This is a genomic window from Pseudomonas sp. GW822-FHT07A10 (genome assembly GCF_058798795.1).
In genome coordinates, this window is record NZ_JBXAKV010000015.1 from 120,548 (window position 1) to 143,940 (window position 23,393).

The window sequence follows — 23,393 nt, forward strand, 5'->3', positions numbered from 1 at the left end:
TGTGTTGACTCCAGCTATGGGTGTCATAGGTGATCGGTGGCTATGTACTGTCGGAGATCGGTGCTGGTGCGGGAATGTGAGCGGGATCGGATATAGTGCCGCGCGGGTATTGTTATGGAGACATCCCATTGCGTATCGTTTTTCTATTCTTCGCCTCGCTGTTGAGTTTCGGCGCTCAGGCGGCGCCGGGCGATGTGGCGACGCTGGATCGCAGCACCTGGCCTGAGCAGCTCAGCAACCCGACCCTGTTCGACGTTGCCTCCCGGGCCGAAATCCTCATGTTCGCCCGCGTCCTGCTCGCCAGCGAATCGCTCGATGAGGCAAGCCTGGCCCAACACCTGGGCCTGCGCACCGTCAATCTGGAGTCGGTTAACCAGCTGCGCCAACGCATGTGGCAGCGGTTGCTGAGCAACTACAACTTCGCCCAGCAGAGTTGCGATCAGGATGCCTCTTTCTGTTTCCTGGTCGAGGACATGGATACCTTGCGTGAGCAAGCGGCCAAGTTTCAGATCAGCAACGACAGCTACTACATCAAGTGGGCCGAGCCGAGCCGGCTGTTCCACGCCCAGTATCTGGACGAGCAATTGCGCAAGGCCGCGCTGTTTCCGCAGACCAGCAGCGAAGTCGATCGTTTTGGCGACTATGAGCGCAATGGCGATGCGATGAATGATCGCCTGTTCCTGCTGACTTTCGACAGCGCTGCCAATGCCGTGCCGGATAACACTGCCTGGGTCACCGAGTACCTGCGCAAATCGAACATGAGCGCGACGTTCTTCGTCCTCGGCAAGGACATCCAGGCCCGTCTGGCTGAAGGTTCGGCGACCAGCCTGCAAGGGACCTATTCGCAGCAATGCGTTGGCGTGCAGGGCTGGGAGTTCCGTTCCCACAGCCATTGGCAAGACTGGCAGGACTCGGTGCGACGCAGCGCCGAGCTGGTCAAGGGCAAGCTGCCGGAGAATTACGTGCCGCTGTTTCGTCCGCCCGATGGCCAGCGTCGGTCCGATGCTGAAGGCTTCTTCAGGTCTCAGGGTTTGCAGGTGGCATTGTGGGACATCGATGCCCAGGACGGCGCCGGCAAGCTCAAGGGCAGCCAGAGTGCGCAACGGGTGCTGACGCTGATGCTGCTATGGCGGCACGGGGTGATCAATTTCAATGTGAAGCAGGATGCGCTGAAAACCGCGTTACCTTGGCTCATGACGCAAACGGCGCCGAGCGGGATCGGTTGGGAAAACTGTCAGGACGCGTTTCGCTGAAACGGGGAAAGCCCGTAAACATTGGGGCAGGGACGTTTTTGGAGGAGATTTCGATGCAGGCGGACTTCCGACTTTAGCGGGGTGCTGGCAGTCCGCCAAGTGCTATTGGTCATTCTGAAAAATAAACTTCAAAAAAACGTCAAAGTGCTTTTTTCTGTCATGTGTTTTGGAGTATTACGAAGACAGACCGCCGAAACCTGCAACACAGGTGGCGTCTTCCAAGACTCCGTTTGGGTTGCAATCACTTGAGTCTGAGCAGGTGATTTCGGTGGCCACTTCGAGGCGCAGCACTGTCATGGTATTGCGTCGACTGGCTCCCACAAAGGTGACCGAGTATGGATGATCACGGACGTAGCCCTTCCAACCAGCCAATCCTTTATGTACTCGATACCAACGTATTGATTCACGATCCAAACGCCCTGCTTAACTTCGAAGAACACCACGTCGCGATCCCGATGACCGTGCTTGAAGAGCTGGACAAGCTCAAGAGCGGGCCTCACAGCGTTGCAGCGGAATGCCGCCAGGCCATTCGGCTGATCGACAAGACCCTGGGCGATGCCAGCCCCGAAGACGTCGAACTCGGCGTTCCGATCCAGCGTGGCAAGGGTGGGCCCAAGGGCTTGCTGTCAATTCTGATGAGCAAGCGTGCCGAGCCGAACATCATTCTGCCCGAGCACCTTAACGACAACATCATCATCAACCAGTTGATCGACCTGCGCGCACGTGATGCAAAACTGCCCGTGGTGCTGGTTACAAAAGATATCAACATGCGCCTCAAGGCCCGGGCTTGTGGGATCGCGGCCGAGGACTACAGTACCGACCAACTGGTCGACGACGTTTCGTTGCTGCCCAACGGTTACCACAACATGACCGGCTCCTTCTGGGACCGGGTGAGTAAAGTCGAAACCCGGCAGGATCATGGCCGCACCTGGCATCAGGTGCAGCTGATCGACAACCTGCCTGCCGTGCACGTTAACGAGTTCATCATCGACGAACAGGGCTTTGTCGGCTGGATCAAGGAAATCCAGGTCGACAAGTTATTGATCCTCGACCTGCATCAGGAGCCTCTGTTGCACCAGGAAGCCTGGGGCCTGAAACCGCGTGACATCTATCAAAGCCTGGCGCTGTACGCCTTGCTCGATCCGGACATTCATCTGGTGAACCTGTCCGGCGCGGCCGGTTCCGGTAAAACCATCCTGGCCCTGGCGGCGGCCATCGAGCAGACCATGGTCAGCAAACGCTACCGGCGCATCATTGCCACCCGCAGCGTGCAGGGGCTCGACCAGGAAATCGGTTTCCTGCCCGGCACCGAAGCGGAAAAGATGGAGCCTTGGCTGGGCGCCATCACCGACAACCTCGAAGCCTTGCACATGGATGACGAAAACACCCATGGCAGCGTCGACTACATCCTCAGCAAAGTGCCGTTGCAGTTCAAATCCCTCAACTACATTCGAGGCCGTAGCTTCCAGCAGAGTCTGATCCTGATCGATGAATGCCAGAACCTCACGCCGCACCAGATGAAAACCATCATCACCCGTGCTGGCGCCGGTTCCAAAGTGGTGTGCCTGGGCAACCTGGCGCAGATCGACACCCCTTACCTGTCCGCGACCAGCTCCGGGCTGACGTACCTGACCGAACGCTTCAAAGACTTCCCCAACGGTGTACACATCACCCTGCAAGGGGTGCCACGTTCGATTCTGGCCGAATACGCCGAATCGCATCTGTAACCCTCACCACAGAACCGGGCGGCCCGAAGCCGCCCGGTTTTTTATGGGTGCGGAAAATTGACCCGCAGGTTTACAATCGATGCTCCTGATCAGGAGTAACGCTGTGCTGACTCATCTCGATTCCCAAGGTCGCGCCAATATGGTCGACGTCACCGAAAAAGCCGTGACGTTCCGCGAAGCGACGGCCCAAGCGCTGGTGCGCATGCTGCCCGAAACCCTGCAGTTGATCGTCAGCGGCGGCCATCCCAAGGGTGACGTGTTCGCCGTGGCGCGGATCGCCGGCATCCAGGCGGCGAAGAAAACCAGTGATCTGATTCCTCTGTGCCATCCGTTGATGCTCACCGGCGTCAAGGTCGAACTCAGTGCCGAAGGCGACGACACCGTGCGCATCGTGGCGCGCTGCAAGTTGTCCGGGCAGACCGGCGTCGAGATGGAAGCGCTGACCGCCGCCAGTGTCGCGGCGTTGACCATCTATGACATGTGCAAAGCCGTGGACCGCGGCATGACCATCGAGAGTGTGCGGCTGCTGGAAAAACTCGGCGGCAAGAGCGGCCATTTCCAGGCGGAGCAGCCATGAACGTGACCGTGAAGTTTTTTGCCCGTTACCGTGAGGCGCTCGGCGTGGATTCGGTGAAGGTTGAAGGTGATTTCGCCACGGTCGACGATGTGCGTGCACTGCTGGCCCAACGTGAAGGCGCCGAGGTGTTGAGCGAGCAGAACCTGATGTGCGCCCGCAATGAAGACCTCTGCCAGCTCGATGAACCGGTCGGCGATGGCGATGAAGTGGCTTTCTTTCCAACCGTGACCGGGGGCTGAGCCATGGCGATTCGTGTGCAGCCCACGCCGTTCGACCCGGGCGCTGAGGTCAACGCCATGCACGCGGCCAATGTGGGCGTTGGTGCGGTGGTGAGTTTTGTCGGCTATGTACGCGACTTCAATGACGGCCTGGACGTCGCCGGGATGTTTCTGGAGCACTACCCGGGCATGACCGAAAAAGCCCTGGGCAAGATTGCTGCGGAGGCCGAGCAACGCTGGCCGCTGTTGAAGCTGGAAGTGCTGCATCGCATCGGCGCGCTGGAGCCGGGCGAGCCGATCGTATTCGTCGGTGCCGCCAGCGCTCACCGTCAGGCAGCGTTCGATGCCTGTGCCTTTGTCATGGACTACCTGAAAACCCGCGCGCCATTCTGGAAGAAAGAAAACACCCGTGATGGCCCGCGCTGGGTTGAAGGGCGCGACAGCGATCATGCGGCGGCGGATCGCTGGAAGCAGTAATTTTTCTAGTGCTTTCGAATACGCCTTCGCGGGCAAGTCGGACCGCGAAGAGGCCTTCTGCATCACCCAAAACCCCACTGATTCCCCTCCCGACCAGAGGCTGGAAGATCTTTATGCGTCCGATTGACGGTTGATACATAAAAGTCCAGTATGGATTTATAAGTACAAAAAAGGCGCTCCCTGTTTCAGCTTTTTCTTCTGTCTTGCCAAACCAACAACAACCCGCGAGAGAACGAACATGAAGAAATTCCCCCTCATCACCGGTCTGGCCCTGAGCCTGTTGGCGTGCAGTAGCGTGTTCGCTGCCGAGAAAAGCCTGCGCATCGGTATTGAAGCGGCCTATCCGCCGTTCGCGTCGAAAACCGACAAAGGTGAAATTGTCGGTTTCGACTACGACATCGGCAACGCCCTGTGCGCGCAGATGAAGGTCAAGTGTGTGTGGGTCGAAGGCGAATTCGACGGTCTGATTCCTTCCCTGAAAGTGAAAAAAATCGACATGGCGCTGTCGTCCATGACCATCAATGAAGACCGTAAGAAGTCGGTGGATTTCACCCACAAGTACTACTTCACCTCATCGCGACTGGTGATGAAGGAAGGCGCGGCGGTTGATGACCAGTACGCCAGCCTCAAGGGCAAGACGGTCGGCGTACAACGCGCAACCACCACGGACCGTTACGCCACCGAGGTTTTCGAACCGAAGGGCATCAACGTCAAGCGTTACGGCAACAACGAAGAAATCTACATGGACCTGGCTGCCGGTCGCCTCGATGCCATTTTTGCCGACACCATTCCATTGAGTGATTTCCTGTCAATGCCGCGTGGCAAGGGTTACGCCTTTGTCGGGCCGGAACTCAAGGATCCGAAATACGTGGGTGAGGGCGCCGGGATTGCCGTGCGCAAGGGCAACACCGAGTTGGTCAGTGAACTGAACGCGGCCATCGACGGCATTCGCGCCAGTGGCGAATACCAGAAGATTTCGGAGAAGTACTTCAAGTCCGACATCTACGGCGATTGATCGGAAAAAGATCGCAGCCTTCGGCAGCTCCTAAAGAGGACCACATTTCTCTGTAGGAGCTGGCGCAACCTGCGATCTTTTGATTTTCAGCCTTTCAATTCCTTCAAATGCTTGTACACCGTCGCCCGGCCCATGTTCAGTACATTGGCCACGTAGTTGGAGGCGCTTTTGCCTTTGAAGGCGCCTTCGGCGTGCAGCGCCAGCACCAGTTCGCGTTTGTGGTCGCGGGTCAGCACATTCAGGCTCAACTGGCGCTCGCGCAGCCAGGCATGCAGAAAAGTGTTGATCCGTTCCTGCCAGTCATCGCGAAACAGTGAGTCCGGTTGCGGAATCAGCTTGGTCGGCGACAGGAACAAGTCCAGCGCCGCTTTCGCGTTCTCGAATAACGAGATATTCAGATTGATGCACAGCACCGCCAGCGGTTGCCCCTCACTGTCGCGCAGTACGCTGCTGAGGCTGCGAATTTTCTGGCCGTCCCAGTTGAGCTTTTCGTACGGCCCGATGTTTCGTTCACTGACCTCTTCGCTGAGCATGTCCTCCAGCGACGAGTCGTCTCCAATTTCCCGTTTGGACAGGTTGTTGGCGATGTAGTCGACCTTTTGTGTGCGCAGGTCGTGCAGCACCACCTCGGCGTGAGGGAAGAACAACGTGGCGATGGCATCGGCAATCGCGCGGAAGTTGTCCATGGACACATTGTCCAGGGCCGAGTTTTTTTCAGGTGCGTTCATACAGTGGAGCTCCAGGCCAGCGTCAGTGCCCCTTTAAAAAGGGACACTGGAAGTTTGCCGCAATCGTGTGGGCACGTCACCTGAGGATCAGGATCAACCCAGGCGGGCGGGGGAGAGCATGGCGGCGTCCAGACCGAAACGGGTGAGCTGTTCGGGCAAGGCTTCGCCGCGTACCAGTGCAGCACTGGCCTGGCCCATGGCCGGTGACGTCTGGATGCCGTAGCCGCCTTGTCCCGCCACCCAGAACAGGCCCGGTACGTGTTGATCGAAGCCGGACAGCAAATCCCCGTCGTGCACGAAACTGCGCAAGCCGGCCCAGGTGCGGGTCGGGCGGCGGATGGTCAGGGTGGTCGCCTCTTCGATCTGGTAGATGCCCATGGCGATGTCCAGTTCTTCGGGCTGCACGTCGTGCGGCTCCACCGGGTCGGCGTTGGCCGGTGAGCCGAGGAACATGCCGGCGTCGGGTTTCATGTAGAACGATTCATCGAGGCTGACCAGCATTGGCCAGTCATGGCTATCCAGGCCCTCGGGGCCGGCGAAGATAAAGGCTGCCCGACGCTTGGGCTGCAGGCCCAGAGGCCGCGCGCCAGCCAGCACGCCAACCTTGTCGGCCCAGGCGCCGGCGGCATTGATAATGATCGGGGCGCTGAAGGTTTGAGTGGCGGTTTGAACCTGCCACAGCCCTTCGGCATCCCGGGTCAGGCTCAGCACTTCGCTGTCGGTATGCACCTCGCCTTTATTGCGCCGGATACCGCGCAGATAGCCTTGATGCAGGGCATCGGTATCGATGTCGCTGGCGGTTGGGTCGTAGATCGCGCCATGGACTTTTTCCCGACGCAGGATCGGCAGGCGCGCACAGGCTTCGTCGGCGCTGAGCAGTTGCATCTGCGGCACGGTGGCTTTGGCGCTCAGGTATTGATTGTTCAGCTCGGCCGGATCGCCCGTGAAGTCGACGGTCATCTCACCGCGCGGGGTCAGCAGCGGGTGTTCGCAGAAACCGGGCGGTGGTGCATCGAAGAAATCGCGGCTGGCCAGGGTCAATGCCCGAACCTGAGGCGTGCCGTAGGCGGCGGTGTAGAGCGCCGCCGAGCGTCCGGTGGAGTGATAGGCCGGATGGGATTCGCTCTCGAGCACAATCACCCGTCCGTGCTGCGACAGCCAGAAACCGGTGGAAGCACCGGCAATCCCGCCGCCGATAATGATGAAGTCTGCCTGGCTCATGAACGTCTCCTGATGGGGCGTAAATGCCGAAATTGTTGGGGATCCCTGTGGGAACGGGTGTTAGCCCAGTAGGCGGTAAATGGCATTGGCCAGTGCGATGTCTTCCAGGCCCAGGCCGATGGAGCGGAAGAACACAGGTCGGTCGTAGTCCGGGCGCTGCACTTTTCCGCTGAGCAAGTCGGGCAGGTCGCCGACTATCGAGCGCTTGTCCCAGCCATGCTGTTCACCGGCGATCAGCATTTCGCCGGCCGAGCCCGGGGTGGTCTGGCGATAGTCGCAGAATACCTGCATGTCATTGAGGCTCTGCGGCGGCACTTCATGGGCACGCGGAGCATTGGTGCTGATGGACGTGATCAACGCCGGTTTGCTCAACATGGACGGGTCGATCACCGGGCCGGCGGACGAAGTACAAAGCATGATCACGTCGGCGTCTTGAATCGCGGTTTCGCAACTGTCGGCGAGGGTCAGCCGTGGATCGAGGCTTTTGAGTTGCGCCAGCGCTTCGGCGTTCTTGCCGCGCAAGCTCGGCGAATACAGGCTGATGCTTTGCCAGTCTCGCAGGTTCTTCACATAGTGCAGGTGCGCCTGGGCCACCTTGCCGCTGCCGATGATTGCCAGGCGTTGGGCCTTGAGCGGGGCGAGGGCATCGACCGCCACCGCCGTCGTTGCCGCGGTGCGTGCGGTGGTCAGTTCACCGGCATCGCAGAGCAGCAGCGGCTGGCCGGTCTGCATCGACATCAACAGCGTCCAGGCGGTCACCAATGGGCCTTGCTCACGCACGATGTAGGGCGATGTCTTGACGCCATACACGCCGTCTTCGGCCAGCACGCCCAAGTAGTTGATGAAGTCCCCGGCACCTTTCGGGAATTCCACCAACTGCTGGGCCGGTTGCACGGCTTGCCCGGCGGCCAGGTCGCGGAACAGCTTGCGCAGGATCTGCGGCACGTCGACTTGCGCCAGCAGTTCGCGGGCCTGGGGTTGGGTGATGACGTAAGGCGTGCTGGGCATGGTCGGCTCCGGGTGCTGAAAGTAAACTAATTTGTCCATTATGGACTTTTAGTTGTCTCGAGCAAGCTCCTGTTGAAGAAACCGGACGAAAAAAAAGCGCAGTCCGTCTCCGGCTGCGCCTTTTATTCTGCGACCCGTGTTATGGGCGCTTGCGCTCAACCGCCCGCAGCAGATGCGTCGGTGGCGTTTCACAACTGATCTTGCGACCCAACAGCGCCTCGATGGACGGTAGCTGGTAGGAGTCGTCTTCACCGGCAAAGCTGATGGATACACCATCGGCGCCGGCACGACCAGTACGACCGATGCGATGCACGTAGTCGTCCGGGACTTCCGGCAGGGTGAAGTTGATCACGTGGCTGATGCCGTCGATGTGAATGCCGCGACCGGCCACATCGGTGGCGACCAGCACCCGGATCTTGCCTTCGCGGAAACCTTCCAGGGTCTTGATGCGTTTGTGCTGCGGCACATCGCCAGACAGTTGCGCGGCGTTGACGCCATCGCGCACCAGGCGTTCTTCGATGCGCCGCACTTCGTCCTTGCGGTTGGCGAAGACCATCACCCGTTCCCAGCCGTTATCGTTGACCAGGTTATAGAGCAGTTTGTATTTGTCGGCGCCGGCCACCGCGTAGATGTGTTGCTCGACGTTTTCGCTGGCCACGTTCTGCGCTTCGATCTCGACGATCGACGGGTCGGTGGTCCATTGCTTGGCCAGGTTCATCACGTCGTCGGTGAAGGTCGCGGAGAACAACAGCGTCTGACGCTCGCTCTTCGGTGGGGTCTGGCGAATGATCTGACGCACTTGCGGGATGAAACCCATGTCGAGCATCCGGTCGGCTTCGTCCAGCACCATGACTTCGACCATGTCCAGGTGCACGTCGCCGCGCTGGTTGAAGTCGAGCAAGCGGCCCGGAGTGGCCACGAGGATGTCGCAGTGACGGGCTTCGAGGTGCTTGAGCTGCTTGTCGAAGTCCATGCCGCCGACAAACGTCATGACGTTGAGGCCGGTGTACTTGGTCAGGTCGGCCGCGTCCTTGGCGATTTGCACTACCAGTTCCCGGGTCGGGGCGATGATCAGTGCTCGCGGTTCACCCATGTAGCGTTCTTTGGGCGGCGGGGTTTGCAGCAGCTGCGTGATGATCGAAATCAGGAACGCGGCGGTCTTGCCGGTACCGGTCTGGGCACGACCGATGGCGTCTTTGCCCGCGAGGGTGAAGCCAAGCACCTGTGCCTGGATCGGCGTGCAATAAGGAAAGCCCAGGTCCTGAATGGCGTGCATCAGCTCGGGGGCGAGTTTGAAATCGTGGAAGCGGGTTTTGCCTTCCTGGGGTTCGACGACGAAGTCTTCGAGTTTCCAGGGGATGACCGGCGCCTTTGGCTTCGGTTCGCGGCGTGGTTTTGCCGGTTTCGGGGCTTCGCTGCGCGGCTGTTCAGAGACAATGGCCGGAGCAGAGGGGGCGGTCGGTGTGGTCACCGGCTCGTGTTTCGGTGCCGCTACGGTTGCGGTCCGGCCAGGCTGATTACCGTCGGTACGGTGGCTGGGGGTATGAGAAGGAGCGCTGGAGCCTGGCGCGAGCTGCTCAGCCTCGCTTTTACCGAACATTTTCTTGAGTGCTTTGAGCACGGTCATCTCATCAATTGGTTAAGGAATGTACGCCGGCCAGTGTAATGCAAGAATCGGGCGCGGCGTAGTGCGATGGATCAAAGGGTAGCTTTTAGCGCAAACGCTCGGCGATCCAGACGCCGATGTCGCGAATTTCTTCGGGTAACACTTCGTGGCCCATTGGGTATTCCTGCCATGTCACGGTGACACCATGCTGCTTTAAATACTCGTAGGCGGTCCGGCCCATGGAGTTTTGCACGACGTCATCATACTGACCATGCAACGACAACACGGGAATGCGCTGCTGGCTGGCGGAAAGCTCCAGTTCATCGCTGAATGTCGGGGCATAAGTCGAGAGCGCAAGTACACCGCCCAACGGTCCCTGCCATTTCAGGAAGGCTGTGTGCAAAACCACGGCGCCGCCCTGGGAAAAACCGGCGAGAAAGATCCGCGAGGCGTCTATTCCGCTGGCCTTCTGCACTTCAATCAAATCCACGACCCGTTGCGCGGACTCCTCCAACTGCTCGCGGCTGATGGCGCGTGCCGGGCTCATGGCCAATATGTCGTACCAGCTTGGCATCTCGTAGCCACCATTAATGGTGACAGCGCGGGTCGGAGCCTGGGGCAAAACGAAACGGGTAGTGAGCAGGTTTTCCTGTAGCGCTTCAGCTACCGGCAAAAAATCGTAGCGGTCGGCACCCAGCCCATGCAGCCAGATTACGCAGGCGTCTGCGGGCTTGACGGGTTGAAGAATCAGGGGCTCGGTCATGTCTGCTCCATTGTTGTGCGTGCGCTCTCATTGTGTGCGAGGTTCGAGTGCGCAATCGGTTGATCAGTTAAGAAGATGTCGCAAGGTTGAAAGTTTTGCTATTGACCTGTCGCTGAATCGCTTTAGCGAGCGGTCTGGTACGGGCTTTGCTATGGGGAACCCTGTGCAACCAATCTCGTGCCTGGCGGTAACACTATCAGTGTATGGCTAGTCGTGGGATAGCAAAGAATCCGGTGATGGATGTTCGCCAGTGGCCGCTACGGGCTTCGCGAACGTGAAAGGGCTACAGCCCGTTCGGCCGATTGGTGAGAAGTGAGTTATCCATGATGTGGATTTTCTCCTACTAGACTCATAGCGACGGTCCTTACGTCGGTTGACCCTAAAAAAAGCCAACAAGGGTCAGCAACGCCTCAAAAGGGTGCGACAGGGCTCAAGCTCCGACACAACAAGAGCAAAACTGGAGGTTTGAATGAAGATGTTGAAATCCACCCTGGCCATCGTGACTGCAGCAGCAGTGCTCGGTGTCAGTGGGTTCGCTCAGGCGGGTGCAACCCTGGATGCAGTGCAGAAGAAAGGTTTTGTACAGTGCGGTGTGAGTGACGGTTTGCCGGGTTTCTCGGTTCCGGACTCTACCGGCAAGATCGTTGGCATCGATGCTGACTTCTGCCGCGCTGTAGCTGCTGCAGTGTTTGGTGATGCGACCAAGGTCAAATTCAGCCAGTTGAATGCCAAGGAGCGTTTCACTGCTCTGCAATCCGGCGAAATCGACATGCTGTCGCGCAACTCCACCATGACCAGCTCCCGTGATGCGGGCATGGGCCTGAAGTTTCCTGGCTTCATCACCTATTACGACGGCGTAGGCTTCCTGGCCAACAGCAAGCTGGGCGTGAAAAGTGCCAAGGAACTGGATGGCGCGACCATCTGTATTCAAGCCGGTACCACCACCGAGCTGAACGTGTCCGACTACTTCCGCGCCAACGGCCTGAAGTACACCCCGATCACCTTCGACACTTCCGATGAAAGCGCCAAGTCGCTGGAATCCGGTCGTTGCGACGTGCTGACCTCCGACAAGTCCCAGTTGTATGCACAGCGCAGCAAACTGGCCTCGCCGAAAGATTACATCGTGCTGCCTGAAACCATCTCCAAAGAGCCTTTGGGGCCGGTCGTGCGTAACGGCGACGATGAGTGGCTGGCAATCGTTCGTTGGGTTGGCTACGCGATGCTCAACGCCGAAGAAGCCGGTATCTCTTCGAAAAACGTCGAGGCAGAAGCCAAGTCGACCAAGAACCCGGACGTTGCTCGTCTGCTGGGCGCCGACGGTGAGTACGGCAAGGATCTGAAGCTGCCGAAAGACTGGGTGGTGAAAATCGTCAAGCAAGTCGGTAACTACGGCGAAGTCTTCGAGAGAAACCTCGGCAAGGGCACTCCGCTGGAAATCGACCGTGGCTTGAACGCCCTGTGGACCAACGGCGGCATTCAATACGCACCACCAGTGCGCTGATGGTTCTATCACCCGGTGGGCCAACCACCGGGTGATGTTCTGTTCCATTATTTCCGGGGCACTTCATGCAAAATTCAATCGGCGCACCAAAGCAGAGGTTCAGCCTCAGCGATCCGCGAGTGCGTGCGTGGCTGTTTCAGATTATTACGGTTCTCGCCGTGGTCGGGATGGGTTGGTACCTGTTCGACAACACTCAAACCAACCTGCAACACCGGGGCATTACCTCCGGTTTTAGCTTTCTTGAGCGCAGCGCCGGTTTCGGCATCGCTCAGCACCTGATCGACTATACCGAATCGGACAGCTATGCCCGGGTGTTTGTCATCGGCCTGCTCAACACCTTGCTGGTGACGTTCATCGGCGTGATCCTGGCGACGATCCTCGGTTTCATCGTCGGTGTGGCACGACTGTCGAAGAACTGGATCATTGCCAAGATGGCGACGGTTTATGTCGAGGTCTTCCGTAACATTCCGCCGCTGCTGCAAATCCTGTTCTGGTACTTCGCGGTGTTCCTCACCATGCCGGGGCCGCGCAATAGCCATAACTTCGGCGACACCTTCTTCGTCAGCAGCCGCGGCCTGAACATGCCGGCAGCGTTGACAGCGAACGGTTTCTGGCCGTTTGTGGTGAGCATCGTCGTGGCCATTGTTGCGATCGTGCTGATGTGCCGCTGGGCCAACAAGCGTTTCGAAGAGACCGGCGTACCGTTCCACAAGTTCTGGGTAGGCCTGGCGATGTTCCTGGTGATCCCTGCGTTGTGCGCATTGATCTTCGGCGCGCCGCTGCATTGGGAAATGCCACAGCTGCAAGGTTTCAACTTTGTAGGCGGCTGGGTGCTGATCCCTGAACTGCTGGCACTGACCCTGGCCCTGACCGTGTACACCGCGGCGTTCATCGCCGAAATCGTGCGTTCGGGCATCAAGTCGGTCAGCCACGGCCAGACCGAAGCGGCTCACTCGCTGGGGCTGCGCAACGGTCCGACCCTGCGCAAGGTGATCATCCCGCAAGCCCTGCGCGTGATCATTCCGCCGCTGACCAGCCAATACCTGAACCTGGCGAAAAACTCCTCGCTGGCGGCCGGTATCGGTTATCCGGAGATGGTGTCGTTGTTTGCTGGTACGGTGCTGAACCAGACCGGACAGGCGATCGAAGTCATTGCCATCACCATGAGCGTGTACCTGGCGATCAGTATCAGCATTTCCCTGCTGATGAACTGGTACAACAAGCGCATTGCGCTGATCGAGCGGTAAGGAAGAGCGCATGACGACTCATACTTTCAAACCCGACATGCCTCCACCGAGCAGTAGCATCGGTGTCGTGGCGTGGATGCGGGCGCACATGTTTTCCAGCTGGATCAACACCCTGCTGACACTGTTCGCGTTCTATCTGATTTACCTGATAGTTCCGCCTCTCGTGAGCTGGGCGATCCTCGATGCCAATTGGGTCGGCACCACCCGTGCCGACTGCACCAAGGCCGGCGCCTGCTGGGTGTTCATTGAGCAGCGCTTTGGCCAGTTCATGTATGGCTACTACCCGATGGACTTGCGCTGGCGCGTGGACCTGACCGTGTGGCTGGCGGTGATTGGCGTAGCGCCGTTGTTCATCGCACGTGTTCCGCACAAGGCAATCTACGGCCTGAGCTTTCTGGTGCTCTATCCGATCATTGCCTACCTCCTGCTGCACGGTGGCGTATTCGGTCTGAGCCAGGTGGCGACCAGCCAGTGGGGCGGCCTGATGCTGACCCTGGTGATCGCTACCGTCGGTATCGTCGGCGCACTGCCGCTGGGTATCGTGCTTGCCCTGGGCCGTCGTTCGAACCTGCCGGCGATTCGCGTGGTCTGCGTGACCTTCATCGAGTTCTGGCGCGGTGTGCCGTTGATCACGGTGCTGTTCATGTCGTCGGTGATGTTGCCGTTGTTCCTGCCCGAAGGCATGAACTTCGACAAATTGCTGCGGGCGCTGATCGGCGTGATCCTGTTCCAGTCGGCCTACATCGCCGAGGTGGTGCGTGGCGGTCTGCAAGCGATCCCTAAAGGTCAGTACGAAGCGGCCGCGGCGATGGGCCTCGGTTACTGGCGCAGCATGGGCCTGGTGATTTTGCCGCAAGCCCTGAAGCTGGTAATCCCTGGCATCGTCAACACCTTCATTGCGCTGTTCAAGGACACGAGCCTGGTGATCATCATCGGCCTGTTCGACTTGCTCAACAGCGTCAAGCAAGCCGCCGCCGACCCGAAATGGCTGGGCATGGCCACAGAAGGCTATGTGTTCGCGGCCCTGGTGTTCTGGATTTTCTGTTTTGGTATGTCCCGCTATTCCATGCATTTGGAACGCAAGCTGGACACTGGCCACAAGCGTTAGGAGCGTAGTTTATGAGTGAAGCGATCAAACAGCCTGTGAGTCCTCAAGGCATTATTCAGATGCAGGGCGTAAACAAGTGGTACGGCCAGTTCCACGTGTTGAAAGACATCAACCTGAACGTCAAGCAGGGCGAGCGTATCGTGCTGTGCGGCCCGTCGGGTTCCGGCAAATCCACCACCATCCGTTGCCTCAATCGCCTGGAAGAACACCAGCAGGGCCGTATCGTGGTCGATGGCGTGGAACTGACCAACGACCTCAAGCAGATCGAAGCGATCCGCCGTGAAGTCGGCATGGTGTTCCAGCACTTCAACCTGTTCCCGCACCTGACCATTCTGCAGAACTGCACCCTGGCGCCGATGTGGGTACGCAAGATGCCCAAGCGCAAGGCCGAAGAAATCGCCATGCATTACCTGGAGCGCGTACGCATTCCAGAGCAGGCGCATAAATACCCGGGGCAACTGTCCGGTGGTCAGCAACAGCGTGTGGCGATTGCCCGTGCCCTGTGCATGAAACCGAAAATCATGCTGTTCGACGAACCGACGTCGGCACTTGACCCGGAGATGGTGAAAGAGGTTCTGGACACCATGATCGGCCTGGCCGAAGACGGCATGACCATGCTCTGCGTGACCCACGAAATGGGCTTCGCCCGTACCGTGGCCAACCGCGTGATCTTCATGGACAAGGGTGAAATCGTCGAACAGGCCGCGCCGAACGACTTCTTCGACAACCCGCAGAACGAGCGGACGAAGTTGTTCCTGAGCCAGATCCTGCATTGATAGACGCTTGGCAGTGAAATAAACCCGGACTCTGTTCCGGGTTTTTTTTGCTCCAATGAAACGCTCCACCTGCTGACCGCGAACCCTGTAGGAGCCGGCTTGCTGGCGATGGCGGCATACCAGACGCTACCGAGTATCCCGGCTATAGCCATTTGGCATCCCACAATGGGTAATCGTGCACACGTGTGACAAGCCCCGCACGCAATGGATTGGCAACGATGTATCGGGCGACCGCTTGCAGATCCGCTTCACGGCGAATCGCGCGATCATGGAAACCTCTCTGCCATACCATCCCTCTGCGCTCCAGTCGCGCGTTTACCGCCCGCGCGCTGCGCGATTTGGTTGCCAGCACCAACGCCGACAACGAGTTGTTCTTCAGTTCGACCAGCCAATGAAAATGGTCGGGCATCACCACCCAGGCGAGGGAATCGACCCATTCTTCTGTCTGCGCCTGACGAAAGTGGTCTACCACCAGACGTCCTGCCCGCCAGTCAGTAAAAAACGGGGTGCGATTCCAGGTGACAGCTGTCAGCAGGTAGATTTGGCCGGTTTGGGAATAACGTCCGGCGCGTAAGCGATTGGCATGGGGAAGATCGGGCATTCCATTGCCCTCCTGTGTTTTGAGAGAAACAGAAGGCTAGTACGCAATAGTGAGGGGCATTGCCAAAGTTCAGTTCTGAATGTGTCGGTACGATCGCCATCGCCAGCAAGCCGGCTCCTACAGGGTTTGCGTGAGCCCGTTGCCTTGTCGGACGAAGCTGACTAACATGTCAGAAAATTCATCCTATGATTGGATGAAAGGGCGAATTCTATGTCAGATATTTCTCCATTAATTAAACGGTCCTTGGTCGATCAGGCCCTGGACCAGCTGCGCCTGCGCATTAATCAAGGTGTCTGGACGGTCGGCCAGCGCTTGCCCACCGAGCCGGAATTGGCGACTGAGCTGGGCATCAGCCGCAACACCGTGCGCGAAGCCATGCGCGTGTTGGCGTTTTCCGGGTTGATCGAGATCCGCCAGGGCGACGGCAGCTACGTGCGGGCGGTAGTCGATCCTTTGGATACGATGAAGGCGCTGTCCCGCTGCTCTCAGGAACAGGCTCGGGAAACCCGGCACATTCTGGAAGTCGAAGCCATCGGTCTGGCTGCGTTACGCCGCACCGATGAAGACCTGGTGGCGTTGCGCGAGGCGCTGGGCGTCAGCGGCAGTCACTACCACGGCGATCTTGACACCTACATCGCCTGTGACCTGGTGTTCCACCGTCGTCTGGTGGACGCGGCGCACAACCCGACCCTCAGCGAGCTGTATCGCTATTTCTCCAGCGTCGTGGGCGCGCAGTTGCGTCAGACCCTGAACGTCACCCCCCGACGCCAAGCGGTGTTCGACCTGCATATCGAGCTGCTCGATGCCGTCGAACAACGCGACCCGGAACGGGCCAAAGCCCTGATGAGGCAATTGATCAATGAACCTTGAAACCGAGAGTCCGATGTCCAGTCAGCAGGCGAGCCACAGCCGCATCACCGAGCTCAAGCGGACGGCGGAGCTCGAAGAGCTGTTGATCGACGCCGAGGCCGATGATGCAGAGGTTCAGCAAAGTCACCCGATCCTGCGGCGTCCGTGGCTGTTGTTGCTGGGGCTGATTCTGGTGGCGCTGAACTTGCGTCCGGCGCTGTCGAGCATGGCACCGATGCTCAGCGAGGTCTCGAAAACACTGGGGCTATCGGCTGCCCAAGCCGGTTTGCTGACCACCTTGCCGGTGCTTTGCCTCGGTCTGTTCGCGCCGTTGGCGCCGGTGCTGGCGCGACGTTTTGGTGCCGAGCGGGTGGTGTTGGGGATTCTCCTGATGCTGGCCGGCGGGATCATTTTGCGCAGCTCGTTCGGCGAGGTCGGCCTGTTCGCCGGCAGCGTGCTGGCCGGCGCCAGCATCGGGGTGATCGGCGTGCTGCTGCCCGGCATCGTCAAGCGCGACTTCCCGAAACAGGCCGGCACCATGACCGGCGTCTACACCATGGCGTTGTGCCTGGGCGCGGCCATGGCGGCCGGCGCGACCGTACCGTTGAGCGAACATTTCGACAAGAGTTGGGCGCTGGGCCTCGGCTTCTGGGTGGTTCCTGCCTTGGTCGCAGCCATGTTCTGGCTGCCGCAAGTCGGTCAGAAACACGGCGCACATAACGTTGCCTATCGGGTCCGAGGCCTGTTGCGCGATCCGCTGGCCTGGCAAGTGACCTTGTACATGGGCCTGCAATCGTCTCTGGCCTACATCGTATTCGGTTGGCTACCGTCGATTCTGATCGGTCGCGGTCTGACGCCAACCCAGGCCGGTCTGGTGCTGTCGGGTTCGGTGATCGTCCAGTTGATCAGTTCGCTGGCCGCACCGTGGCTGGCGACCCGTGGCAAGGATCAGCGGCTGGCCATCGTAATCGTCATGGCAATGACCCTCGGCGGCTTGTTCGGTTGCCTTTATGCGCCGATCGACGGCCTGTGGGGCTGGGCAATCCTGCTGGGACTGGGGCAGGGCGCTACGTTCAGCCTGGCATTGACCCTGATCGTGCTGCGCTCGCGGGATGCTCATGTCGCCGCCAATCTGTCGAGCATGGCACAGGGCTTCGGCTACACCCTGGCATCCATGGGGCCGTTCGCAGTCGGTGTGGTGCATGACTGGACTGGCGGCTGGACCGCGCTGGGCTGGATCTTCGGTGTCATCGGCCTCGGCGCGATCATCGCCGGCCTCGGTGCCGGGCGTTCGTTGTACGTGCAGGTCGAAAGCGAAAAGATCTGATTCGCGCACACTGTCGGTATTCGGGGGGCGAATGCTGATGGTGTTTCGTCTGTTTGCAGATTATCGTGCTGGCAATCTGCCTATTTTCCGGAGCCTGCCCATGAGTGATGCCCACAACGCCTTGATCACCCGGTTCTATCAAGCCTTCCAGCGGCTGGATGCCGAGGCCATGAGCGCCTGCTACACCGACGACGTGGTGTTCAGTGATCCGGCGTTCGGCGAACTGCGCGGGCGCGATGCCGGCGATATGTGGCGCATGCTCACCACCCGCGCCAAGGACTTCTCCCTGACCTTCGATAACGTGCGCAGCGATGAGCGCACTGGTGGCGCCCATTGGGTGGCGACGTACCTGTTCAGCCAGACCGGCAATATCGTGGTCAATGACATTCAGGCGCGATTCGTGTTCCGCGACGGCAAGATCTGCGAGCACCACGACAGTTTTGATCTGTGGCGCTGGTCGCGTCAGGCACTGGGTTTCAAAGGGCTGTTGTTAGGCTGGACCCCGCTGGTAGGTAACGCCGTGCGTGCTCAGGCCTTGAAGGGGTTGAAGGCATTCCAGGCCAGTCGCTGATAAGATCGCAGCTTGTTTTCTTTCAAGCCTTGATCGTCACGTGAGCACCTCGAGCGAATCTTCCGTCATTGCCGCCGAACCGTCGGTGCCTGTCAGCAAACCCTGGTTCGTCTACCTCGTTCGCGCGGCCAATGGTTCGCTCTACTGCGGGATCAGCGACGATCCCGTACGTCGCTTCGCCACCCATCAGAGTGGCAAGGGCGCGCGCTTCTTCCTGTCGAGCCCGGCCGTGGCGCTGGTTTATACCGAGCGCTGCCGCGATAAAGGCGAAGCGCTGCGCCAGGAGCGTTTGATCAAGAAACTCAAGAAAAGCGCCAAGGAATGTCTGGTGGCGAGTGCGGCCGCGAGCTTATCAATCTGACTGATAAGCGCCCATCAGGCAGATGGGTAGGCTGCCTGCCGATTGCGCGTTAAGCTGCGGGCTCCTTATCCGAGCGGCGGAGCCGAGCATGTCCGAGTTGATTCTGCATCATTACCCGACGTCCCCTTTCGCCGAAAAGGCCCGCTTGCTGCTGGGCTTCAAGGGGTTGTCCTGGCGCTCTGTGATGATCTCGCCGGTGATGCCAAAACCCGACCTGACGGCCCTGACCGGCGGCTACCGCAAGACGCCGGTGTTGCAGATCGGTGCTGATGTCTATTGCGACACCGCGTTGATCGCTCGTCGTCTGGAGCAGGAAAAAGCTTCACCGGCGTTTTTCCCGGAAGGCCAGGAAATGGTCACGGCGACCTTTGCGGCGTGGGCCGATTCGGTGGTGTTCCAGCATGCGGTCAGCCTGGTGTTCCAGCCAGAATCGGTAGCGGTGCGCTTCGGCAAATTATCGCCGGAAGCGATCAAGGCATTTCTGGCCGATCGTGCCGGCTTGTTCAGCGGTGGCAGTTCCACTCGGTTGTCGGCCGAGCAGGCAAAGCATCAGTGGCCAACGATCATGGCGCGCCTGGAGCAGCAGCTTCAACGCGAGCAGGGGGACTTCCTGTTCGGCGAACCGTCGATTGCCGACTTTGCCCTGGCTCACTCGCTGTGGTTCCTCAAGGCGACGCACGTGACTTCACCGTTGGTGGATGCTTATCCGGCCGTGTCGGCGTGGTTTGGCCGCGTGATGGGGTTTGGTCATGGCGCGTTCAGTGAGATGACGGCCGAGCAAGCGCTAGAGATTGCCCGCAATGCTACACCGGCCGCATTGCCGGATGAGCAGTTCGATGAGCCGAACGGGTTCGAGGTTGGCCAGCAGGTGGTGATTGCAGCGACCGATTACGGGGTTGATCCGGTGGCGGGTGAGTTGATGTTTGCCGGCAGCGAAGAGTTGATTCTGCGCCGTGAAGACGAGCGGGCCGGTGTGGTGCATGTGCACTTTCCGCGGTTCGGGTTTCGCATAGAGGCTTGCTGACGTACGCACCTGTGGCGAGGGGGCTTGCCTCCGTTGGGTCGCGAAGCGGCCCCAGCATTTCGATGAGAAAACCGTATCCACGGGAAATTGCGACTGCTGCGCAGCCGAACGGGGGCAAGCCCCCTCGCCACAGGATTGTGTGAAGCTGATGGTTATTTCAATGCCGCAATCACCTGGTCCGGGTCATACCCGCGAATCAACGTTCCATTCACATCGATGATCGGAATCCCGCGTCCCCCCAGCGCCTCATAGGCTTTGCGCGCCACGGCATCCTTCTCGATATCGAATTCCTTGTACGGAATACCTTTCTGATCGAGGAAGCGCCGGGTCAGCTTGCAGTAACCGCACCAGTCAGTGGCGTAGAGCACGACGTTGGCCTTGGCCTGGGTCTGCTCGGACACCACCTGCGAGGGGTGAAGTACCCGCTCGATCTTGCCCCAGTTCTGGTAGACCACTACCACCAGCAGGATCAGCAGGAATTTTTTCAACACGCCACCGAGCATCAGTTGCGTCGCTTGAGCTGGTCGGTCAGTTGGGTCGGCAGGCCCTTGATGATCAGCGTGCCGGCTTCTTCGTCGTATTCGATCTTCGAGCCCAACAGGTGCGCTTCGAAGCTGATCGACAAGCCTTCGGCGCGACCGGTGAAGCGGCGGAACTGGTTCAGGGTACGCTTGTCCGCCGGGATCTCCGGGGACAGGCCGTAGTCCTTGTTGCGGATGTGATCGTAGAAGGCTTTCGGGCGATCTTCGTCGATCAGTCCGGACAATTCTTCCAGGCCCATGGGCTCGCCCATTTTGGCCTGGCTGCTGGCGTAATCCACCAGGGTCTTGGTCTTCTCGCGCGCGGACTCTTCCGGCAGGTCTTCGCTTTCGACGAAGTCACTGAATGCCTTGAGCAAAGTGCGGGTTTCACCGGGGCCGTCGACGCCTTCCTGGCAACCGATGAAATCGCGGAAATACTCCGAAACTTTCTTGCCGTTCTTGCCCTTGATGAACGAAATGTACTGCTTGGACTGCTTGTTGTTCTGCCATTCGGAAACGTTGATCCGCGCTGCAAGGTGCAACTGGCCAAGGTCCAGATGTCGCGAAGGGGTCACGTCCAGCTGATCGGTCACCGCCACGCCTTCGCTGTGGTGCAGCAGGGCGATGGCCAGGTAATCGGTCATGCCTTGCTGGTAATGCGCGAACAGCACATGGCCACCGACCGAGAGGTTGGATTCTTCCATCAGCTTTTGCAGATGCTCGACCGCCACCCGGCTGAAGGCCGTGAAATCACGACCACCGTCGAGGTATTCCTTCAGCCAGCCGCTGAATGGAAACGCACCGGACTCCGGATGGAACAGCCCCCAGGCTTTGCCCTGTTTGGCGTTATAGCTTTCGTTCAAGTCGGCGAGCATGTTCTCGATGGCCGCGGACTCAGCCAGTTCAGAGTCGCGGGCGTGAAGAACTGCGGGTGTGCCGTCGGGTTTTTTGTCGATCAGGTGGACGATGCAATGACGGATCGGCATGGGCTTCTCGGCTGATTGGAGAGAGGAGGGCGTGCTCCCCCGAAAAAGCGCCCAGTGTACCGCAACCACTGGTTTTGGCGTGGTCCGAAGGGCAATTCGAAGCTCTGCGGCGACCCTAATGTGATTTTTTCCCGATTTAGAGCAATAAAGCTGACCAAATGGGTAGCTAGAGGCGGATATTTCCCCGTCTCTGTGCTAGTTTTGCCCGGTCTTACGCGAAGTCACTGCGTTAAGCGTGCATTCAGCATTTGTCAGGTCGAACCAAACCCTGATTTCGGTATCTATAACCCCGACTCGTCGTGGTTATGGCCGAGGGTGCCAGATCCAGAAGATCGGGCTCGATGGCTGACACTGCACTCTGCAATCCATATGAATTTGATAGGGAAGGAACACTACAATGGCTCTTACTAAAGACCAACTGATCGCCGACATCGCTGAAGCTATCGACGCGCCAAAAACCACCGCGCGTAACGCTCTGGACCAACTGGGCCAAATCGTTGCCGATCAGCTGGAAAACGGCGGCGAAATCACTCTGCCAGGTATCGGCAAGCTGAAAGTGACTGAGCGTCCTGCCCGTACCGGCCGCAACCCTTCGACTGGCGCTGCCATCGAAATCGCTGCCAAGAAAGTGATCAAGCTGGTTGTGGCCAAAGGCCTGACCGACGCTGTTAACAAGTAAGACTTGTTAAAAAAAACCGTGCTCCGGAGCAATCCGGGCACGGTTTTTTTGTGTCTGCGATTCAGCGATTAATCAGGCTCAATCGCTGTCTCGGTTGTTACTCAGCTTTTGCGGGCCCAGCGCTCGCGCCAGACCTGCTGCTCGGATTTGGTCTGGAAGGTCCAGGCGACGAAGCGGCTTTGCTTCTGCCCTTGGGACATTTCCACGACCTGGCTTTCCAATACGCCGGCCTTTTTCAGCGCCGTCTGGATCGCCGGCAGGTTCGAGGCTTTCGAGACCAGGGTGCTGAACCAAAGCACTTTGTGTTGAAAGTGCGCGCTCTCGGCGATCAGTTGCGTCACAAACCGTGCCTCGCCACCTTCACACCATAGTTCGGCCGATTGCCCGCCAAAGTTCAGCACCGGCAGTTTGCGTTTTGGGTCGGCGCGGCCCAGCGCGCGCCATTTACGCACGCTACCCTTGGTCGCCTCGTCCATCGAGGCGTGGAACGGCGGGTTGCACATCGTCAGGTCAAAGCGTTCGCCGGGTTCGAGCAAGCCCAACAGAATGTGCTTGGGATTAGTTTGCTGGCGTAGCTGGATGGCTTTGTTCAGCCCGTTGGACTGCACGATGGCTTTGGCTGAGGCTACGGCGATCGGATCGATTTCCGAGCCGAGGAAGTGCCAGCGGTAGTCGCTGTAGCCGATCAGCGGATAGACGCAGTTGGCGCCCATGCCGATATCGAGCACCTTGACCGGCGCGCCGCGAGGGATCTCGCCGTCGTTGACGCTGGCCAGCAGGTCGGCCAGGAAGTGCACGTAGTCGGCACGGCCCGGAACAGGCGGGCACAGGTAATCGGCCGGGATGTCCCAATGGGCGATACCGTAGAACGCCTTGAGCAGCGCCCGGTTGAACACCCGCACCGCGTCCGGGCTGGCGAAGTCGATGCTCTCTTTGCCGTACGGATTGATGATCACGAACTTCGCCAGTTCCGGCGTGGTCTTGATCAGCGCCGGGAAGTCGTAACGACCCTGATGGCGATTGCGCGGGTGCAGGCTGGCCTTCTCGCGTGGCTCCACGGCTTTGGCCGGGGTCGCGGGTTTAGGCTTTTTGCGCGCAGGTTTGGGTGTGCTGGGGGCGGTCATGGGCGAGGTCGATTCGGGTATGGCTAAAAGTGGCGGGTATTGTCCCACATCCAGCTGCTGGTCACCCAATTGTGAAGATCGCTGCATGTCCCTGTGGCTGCGGGTGTTTGGGATTTTGTGGCGGG

General features: G+C 59.2%; 25 protein-coding genes. 16 read left to right on the forward strand and 9 right to left on the reverse strand.

Going from position 1 to position 23,393, the window contains the following annotated elements; all coding sequences use genetic code 11:
• Positions 1-128 precede the first annotated feature (128 nt).
• From AC1RL4_RS23070 to AC1RL4_RS23095, 6 genes are all read left to right on the forward strand, one after another.
• Positions 129-1,253: a polysaccharide deacetylase family protein gene (locus tag AC1RL4_RS23070; RefSeq protein ID WP_230174280.1), complete on the forward strand. Its 1,125-nt coding sequence runs from the start codon at positions 129-131 to the stop codon at positions 1,251-1,253.
• 335 nt (positions 1,254-1,588) lie between these two features.
• On the forward strand, positions 1,589-2,980 hold the full coding sequence (locus AC1RL4_RS23075) for a PhoH family protein (protein ID WP_018927120.1): 1,392 nt from the start codon (positions 1,589-1,591) through the stop codon (positions 2,978-2,980).
• A 103-nt stretch (positions 2,981-3,083) separates the two neighbouring features.
• On the forward strand, positions 3,084-3,557 hold the full coding sequence (gene moaC, locus AC1RL4_RS23080) for a cyclic pyranopterin monophosphate synthase MoaC (protein ID WP_028940343.1): 474 nt from the start codon (positions 3,084-3,086) through the stop codon (positions 3,555-3,557).
• Positions 3,554-3,796, forward strand: coding sequence for a molybdopterin converting factor subunit 1 (gene moaD, locus AC1RL4_RS23085; protein WP_018927118.1), 243 nt, complete (start codon positions 3,554-3,556; stop codon positions 3,794-3,796). Before moaC ends, moaD begins: the two co-directional genes overlap by 4 nt.
• A 3-nt stretch (positions 3,797-3,799) precedes the next feature.
• Positions 3,800-4,252, forward strand: a complete 453-nt coding sequence (gene moaE / locus AC1RL4_RS23090) for a molybdopterin synthase catalytic subunit MoaE (protein WP_204125439.1) — start codon at positions 3,800-3,802, stop codon at positions 4,250-4,252.
• A 238-nt stretch (positions 4,253-4,490) separates the two neighbouring features.
• Positions 4,491-5,267, forward strand: coding sequence for an ABC transporter substrate-binding protein (locus AC1RL4_RS23095; protein WP_019581099.1), 777 nt, complete (start codon positions 4,491-4,493; stop codon positions 5,265-5,267).
• An 86-nt stretch (positions 5,268-5,353) separates the two neighbouring features.
• Here AC1RL4_RS23095 and AC1RL4_RS23100 read toward each other — a convergent pair whose 3' ends face one another.
• From AC1RL4_RS23100 to AC1RL4_RS23120, 5 genes are all read right to left on the reverse strand, one after another.
• Entirely contained in the window at positions 5,354-5,995 is a 642-nt protein-coding gene (locus AC1RL4_RS23100; protein ID WP_018927115.1) for a helix-turn-helix transcriptional regulator, read from the reverse strand.
• A 93-nt stretch (positions 5,996-6,088) separates the two neighbouring features.
• The gene (locus AC1RL4_RS23105; RefSeq protein WP_230174281.1) at positions 6,089-7,216 is read right to left on the reverse strand and encodes an NAD(P)/FAD-dependent oxidoreductase; all 1,128 of its coding nucleotides are present in this window, start codon (positions 7,214-7,216) and stop codon (positions 6,089-6,091) included.
• Between the two features lie 60 nt (positions 7,217-7,276).
• Positions 7,277-8,224 carry an ornithine cyclodeaminase family protein gene (locus tag AC1RL4_RS23110; RefSeq protein WP_026331848.1) on the reverse strand — a complete coding sequence of 316 codons (948 nt, stop codon included), beginning with the start codon at positions 8,222-8,224 and terminating at the stop codon, positions 7,277-7,279.
• A gap of 139 nt (positions 8,225-8,363) precedes the next feature.
• Complete coding sequence (gene rhlB, locus AC1RL4_RS23115; RefSeq protein WP_019581096.1) at positions 8,364-9,851, reverse strand: ATP-dependent RNA helicase RhlB; 1,488 nt, start codon at positions 9,849-9,851, stop codon at positions 8,364-8,366.
• Between the two features lie 85 nt (positions 9,852-9,936).
• Complete coding sequence (locus tag AC1RL4_RS23120; RefSeq protein ID WP_019581095.1) at positions 9,937-10,593, reverse strand: alpha/beta hydrolase; 657 nt, start codon at positions 10,591-10,593, stop codon at positions 9,937-9,939.
• Between the two features lie 469 nt (positions 10,594-11,062).
• Between AC1RL4_RS23120 and AC1RL4_RS23125 the strand changes: the two genes are divergently transcribed.
• From AC1RL4_RS23125 to AC1RL4_RS23140, 4 genes are all read left to right on the forward strand, one after another.
• The gene (locus tag AC1RL4_RS23125; RefSeq protein ID WP_019581094.1) at positions 11,063-12,094 is read left to right on the forward strand and encodes an amino acid ABC transporter substrate-binding protein; all 1,032 of its coding nucleotides are present in this window, start codon (positions 11,063-11,065) and stop codon (positions 12,092-12,094) included.
• A gap of 65 nt (positions 12,095-12,159) precedes the next feature.
• Complete coding sequence (locus tag AC1RL4_RS23130; RefSeq protein ID WP_019581093.1) at positions 12,160-13,341, forward strand: amino acid ABC transporter permease; 1,182 nt, start codon at positions 12,160-12,162, stop codon at positions 13,339-13,341.
• Positions 13,342-13,351: 10 nt separating this feature from the next.
• A complete protein-coding gene (locus tag AC1RL4_RS23135) occupies positions 13,352-14,449 on the forward strand; it encodes an amino acid ABC transporter permease (protein ID WP_019581092.1) in 1,098 nt (365 codons plus the stop codon).
• An 11-nt stretch (positions 14,450-14,460) separates the two neighbouring features.
• Entirely contained in the window at positions 14,461-15,225 is a 765-nt protein-coding gene (locus AC1RL4_RS23140; protein WP_007936266.1) for an amino acid ABC transporter ATP-binding protein, read from the forward strand.
• A gap of 142 nt (positions 15,226-15,367) precedes the next feature.
• Here the strand turns inward: AC1RL4_RS23140 and AC1RL4_RS23145 are convergent, their stop codons facing one another.
• Positions 15,368-15,826 carry an REP-associated tyrosine transposase gene (locus tag AC1RL4_RS23145; RefSeq protein ID WP_018927107.1) on the reverse strand — a complete coding sequence of 153 codons (459 nt, stop codon included), beginning with the start codon at positions 15,824-15,826 and terminating at the stop codon, positions 15,368-15,370.
• A gap of 210 nt (positions 15,827-16,036) precedes the next feature.
• Between AC1RL4_RS23145 and AC1RL4_RS23150 the strand changes: the two genes are divergently transcribed.
• The 5 genes from AC1RL4_RS23150 (at position 16,037) to AC1RL4_RS23170 (ending at position 19,958) form a co-directional block, all read left to right on the forward strand.
• A complete protein-coding gene (locus tag AC1RL4_RS23150; protein WP_028940339.1) occupies positions 16,037-16,696 on the forward strand; it encodes a FadR/GntR family transcriptional regulator in 660 nt (219 codons plus the stop codon).
• On the forward strand, positions 16,686-18,002 hold the full coding sequence (locus AC1RL4_RS23155; RefSeq protein ID WP_230174283.1) for a CynX/NimT family MFS transporter: 1,317 nt from the start codon (positions 16,686-16,688) through the stop codon (positions 18,000-18,002). Before AC1RL4_RS23150 ends, AC1RL4_RS23155 begins: the two co-directional genes overlap by 11 nt.
• A gap of 100 nt (positions 18,003-18,102) precedes the next feature.
• Complete coding sequence (locus AC1RL4_RS23160) at positions 18,103-18,573, forward strand: nuclear transport factor 2 family protein (RefSeq protein ID WP_204125437.1); 471 nt, start codon at positions 18,103-18,105, stop codon at positions 18,571-18,573.
• A gap of 40 nt (positions 18,574-18,613) precedes the next feature.
• Positions 18,614-18,934, forward strand: coding sequence for a GIY-YIG nuclease family protein (locus tag AC1RL4_RS23165; RefSeq protein ID WP_096479579.1), 321 nt, complete (start codon positions 18,614-18,616; stop codon positions 18,932-18,934).
• 88 nt (positions 18,935-19,022) lie between these two features.
• Positions 19,023-19,958, forward strand: coding sequence for a glutathione S-transferase family protein (locus AC1RL4_RS23170; RefSeq protein ID WP_028940336.1), 936 nt, complete (start codon positions 19,023-19,025; stop codon positions 19,956-19,958).
• Between the two features lie 152 nt (positions 19,959-20,110).
• Here AC1RL4_RS23170 and AC1RL4_RS23175 read toward each other — a convergent pair whose 3' ends face one another.
• Positions 20,111-20,461 carry a glutaredoxin family protein gene (locus AC1RL4_RS23175; protein WP_028940335.1) on the reverse strand — a complete coding sequence of 117 codons (351 nt, stop codon included), beginning with the start codon at positions 20,459-20,461 and terminating at the stop codon, positions 20,111-20,113.
• Positions 20,461-21,465: a nucleoid-associated protein YejK gene (yejK, locus tag AC1RL4_RS23180; RefSeq protein WP_019581084.1), complete on the reverse strand. Its 1,005-nt coding sequence runs from the start codon at positions 21,463-21,465 to the stop codon at positions 20,461-20,463. Before yejK ends, AC1RL4_RS23175 begins: the two co-directional genes overlap by 1 nt.
• A gap of 397 nt (positions 21,466-21,862) precedes the next feature.
• Between yejK and AC1RL4_RS23185 the strand changes: the two genes are divergently transcribed.
• Positions 21,863-22,144, forward strand: a complete 282-nt coding sequence (locus tag AC1RL4_RS23185) for an HU family DNA-binding protein (protein WP_007905514.1) — start codon at positions 21,863-21,865, stop codon at positions 22,142-22,144.
• A gap of 101 nt (positions 22,145-22,245) precedes the next feature.
• On the opposite strand, the gene rlmF is transcribed toward AC1RL4_RS23185, so the two are convergent.
• Positions 22,246-23,268 (reverse strand): 23S rRNA (adenine(1618)-N(6))-methyltransferase RlmF, encoded by a 1,023-nt coding sequence (gene rlmF, locus AC1RL4_RS23190; RefSeq protein ID WP_028940334.1) that lies wholly within the window; start codon positions 23,266-23,268, stop codon positions 22,246-22,248.
• Positions 23,269-23,393: the final 125 nt, after the last annotated feature.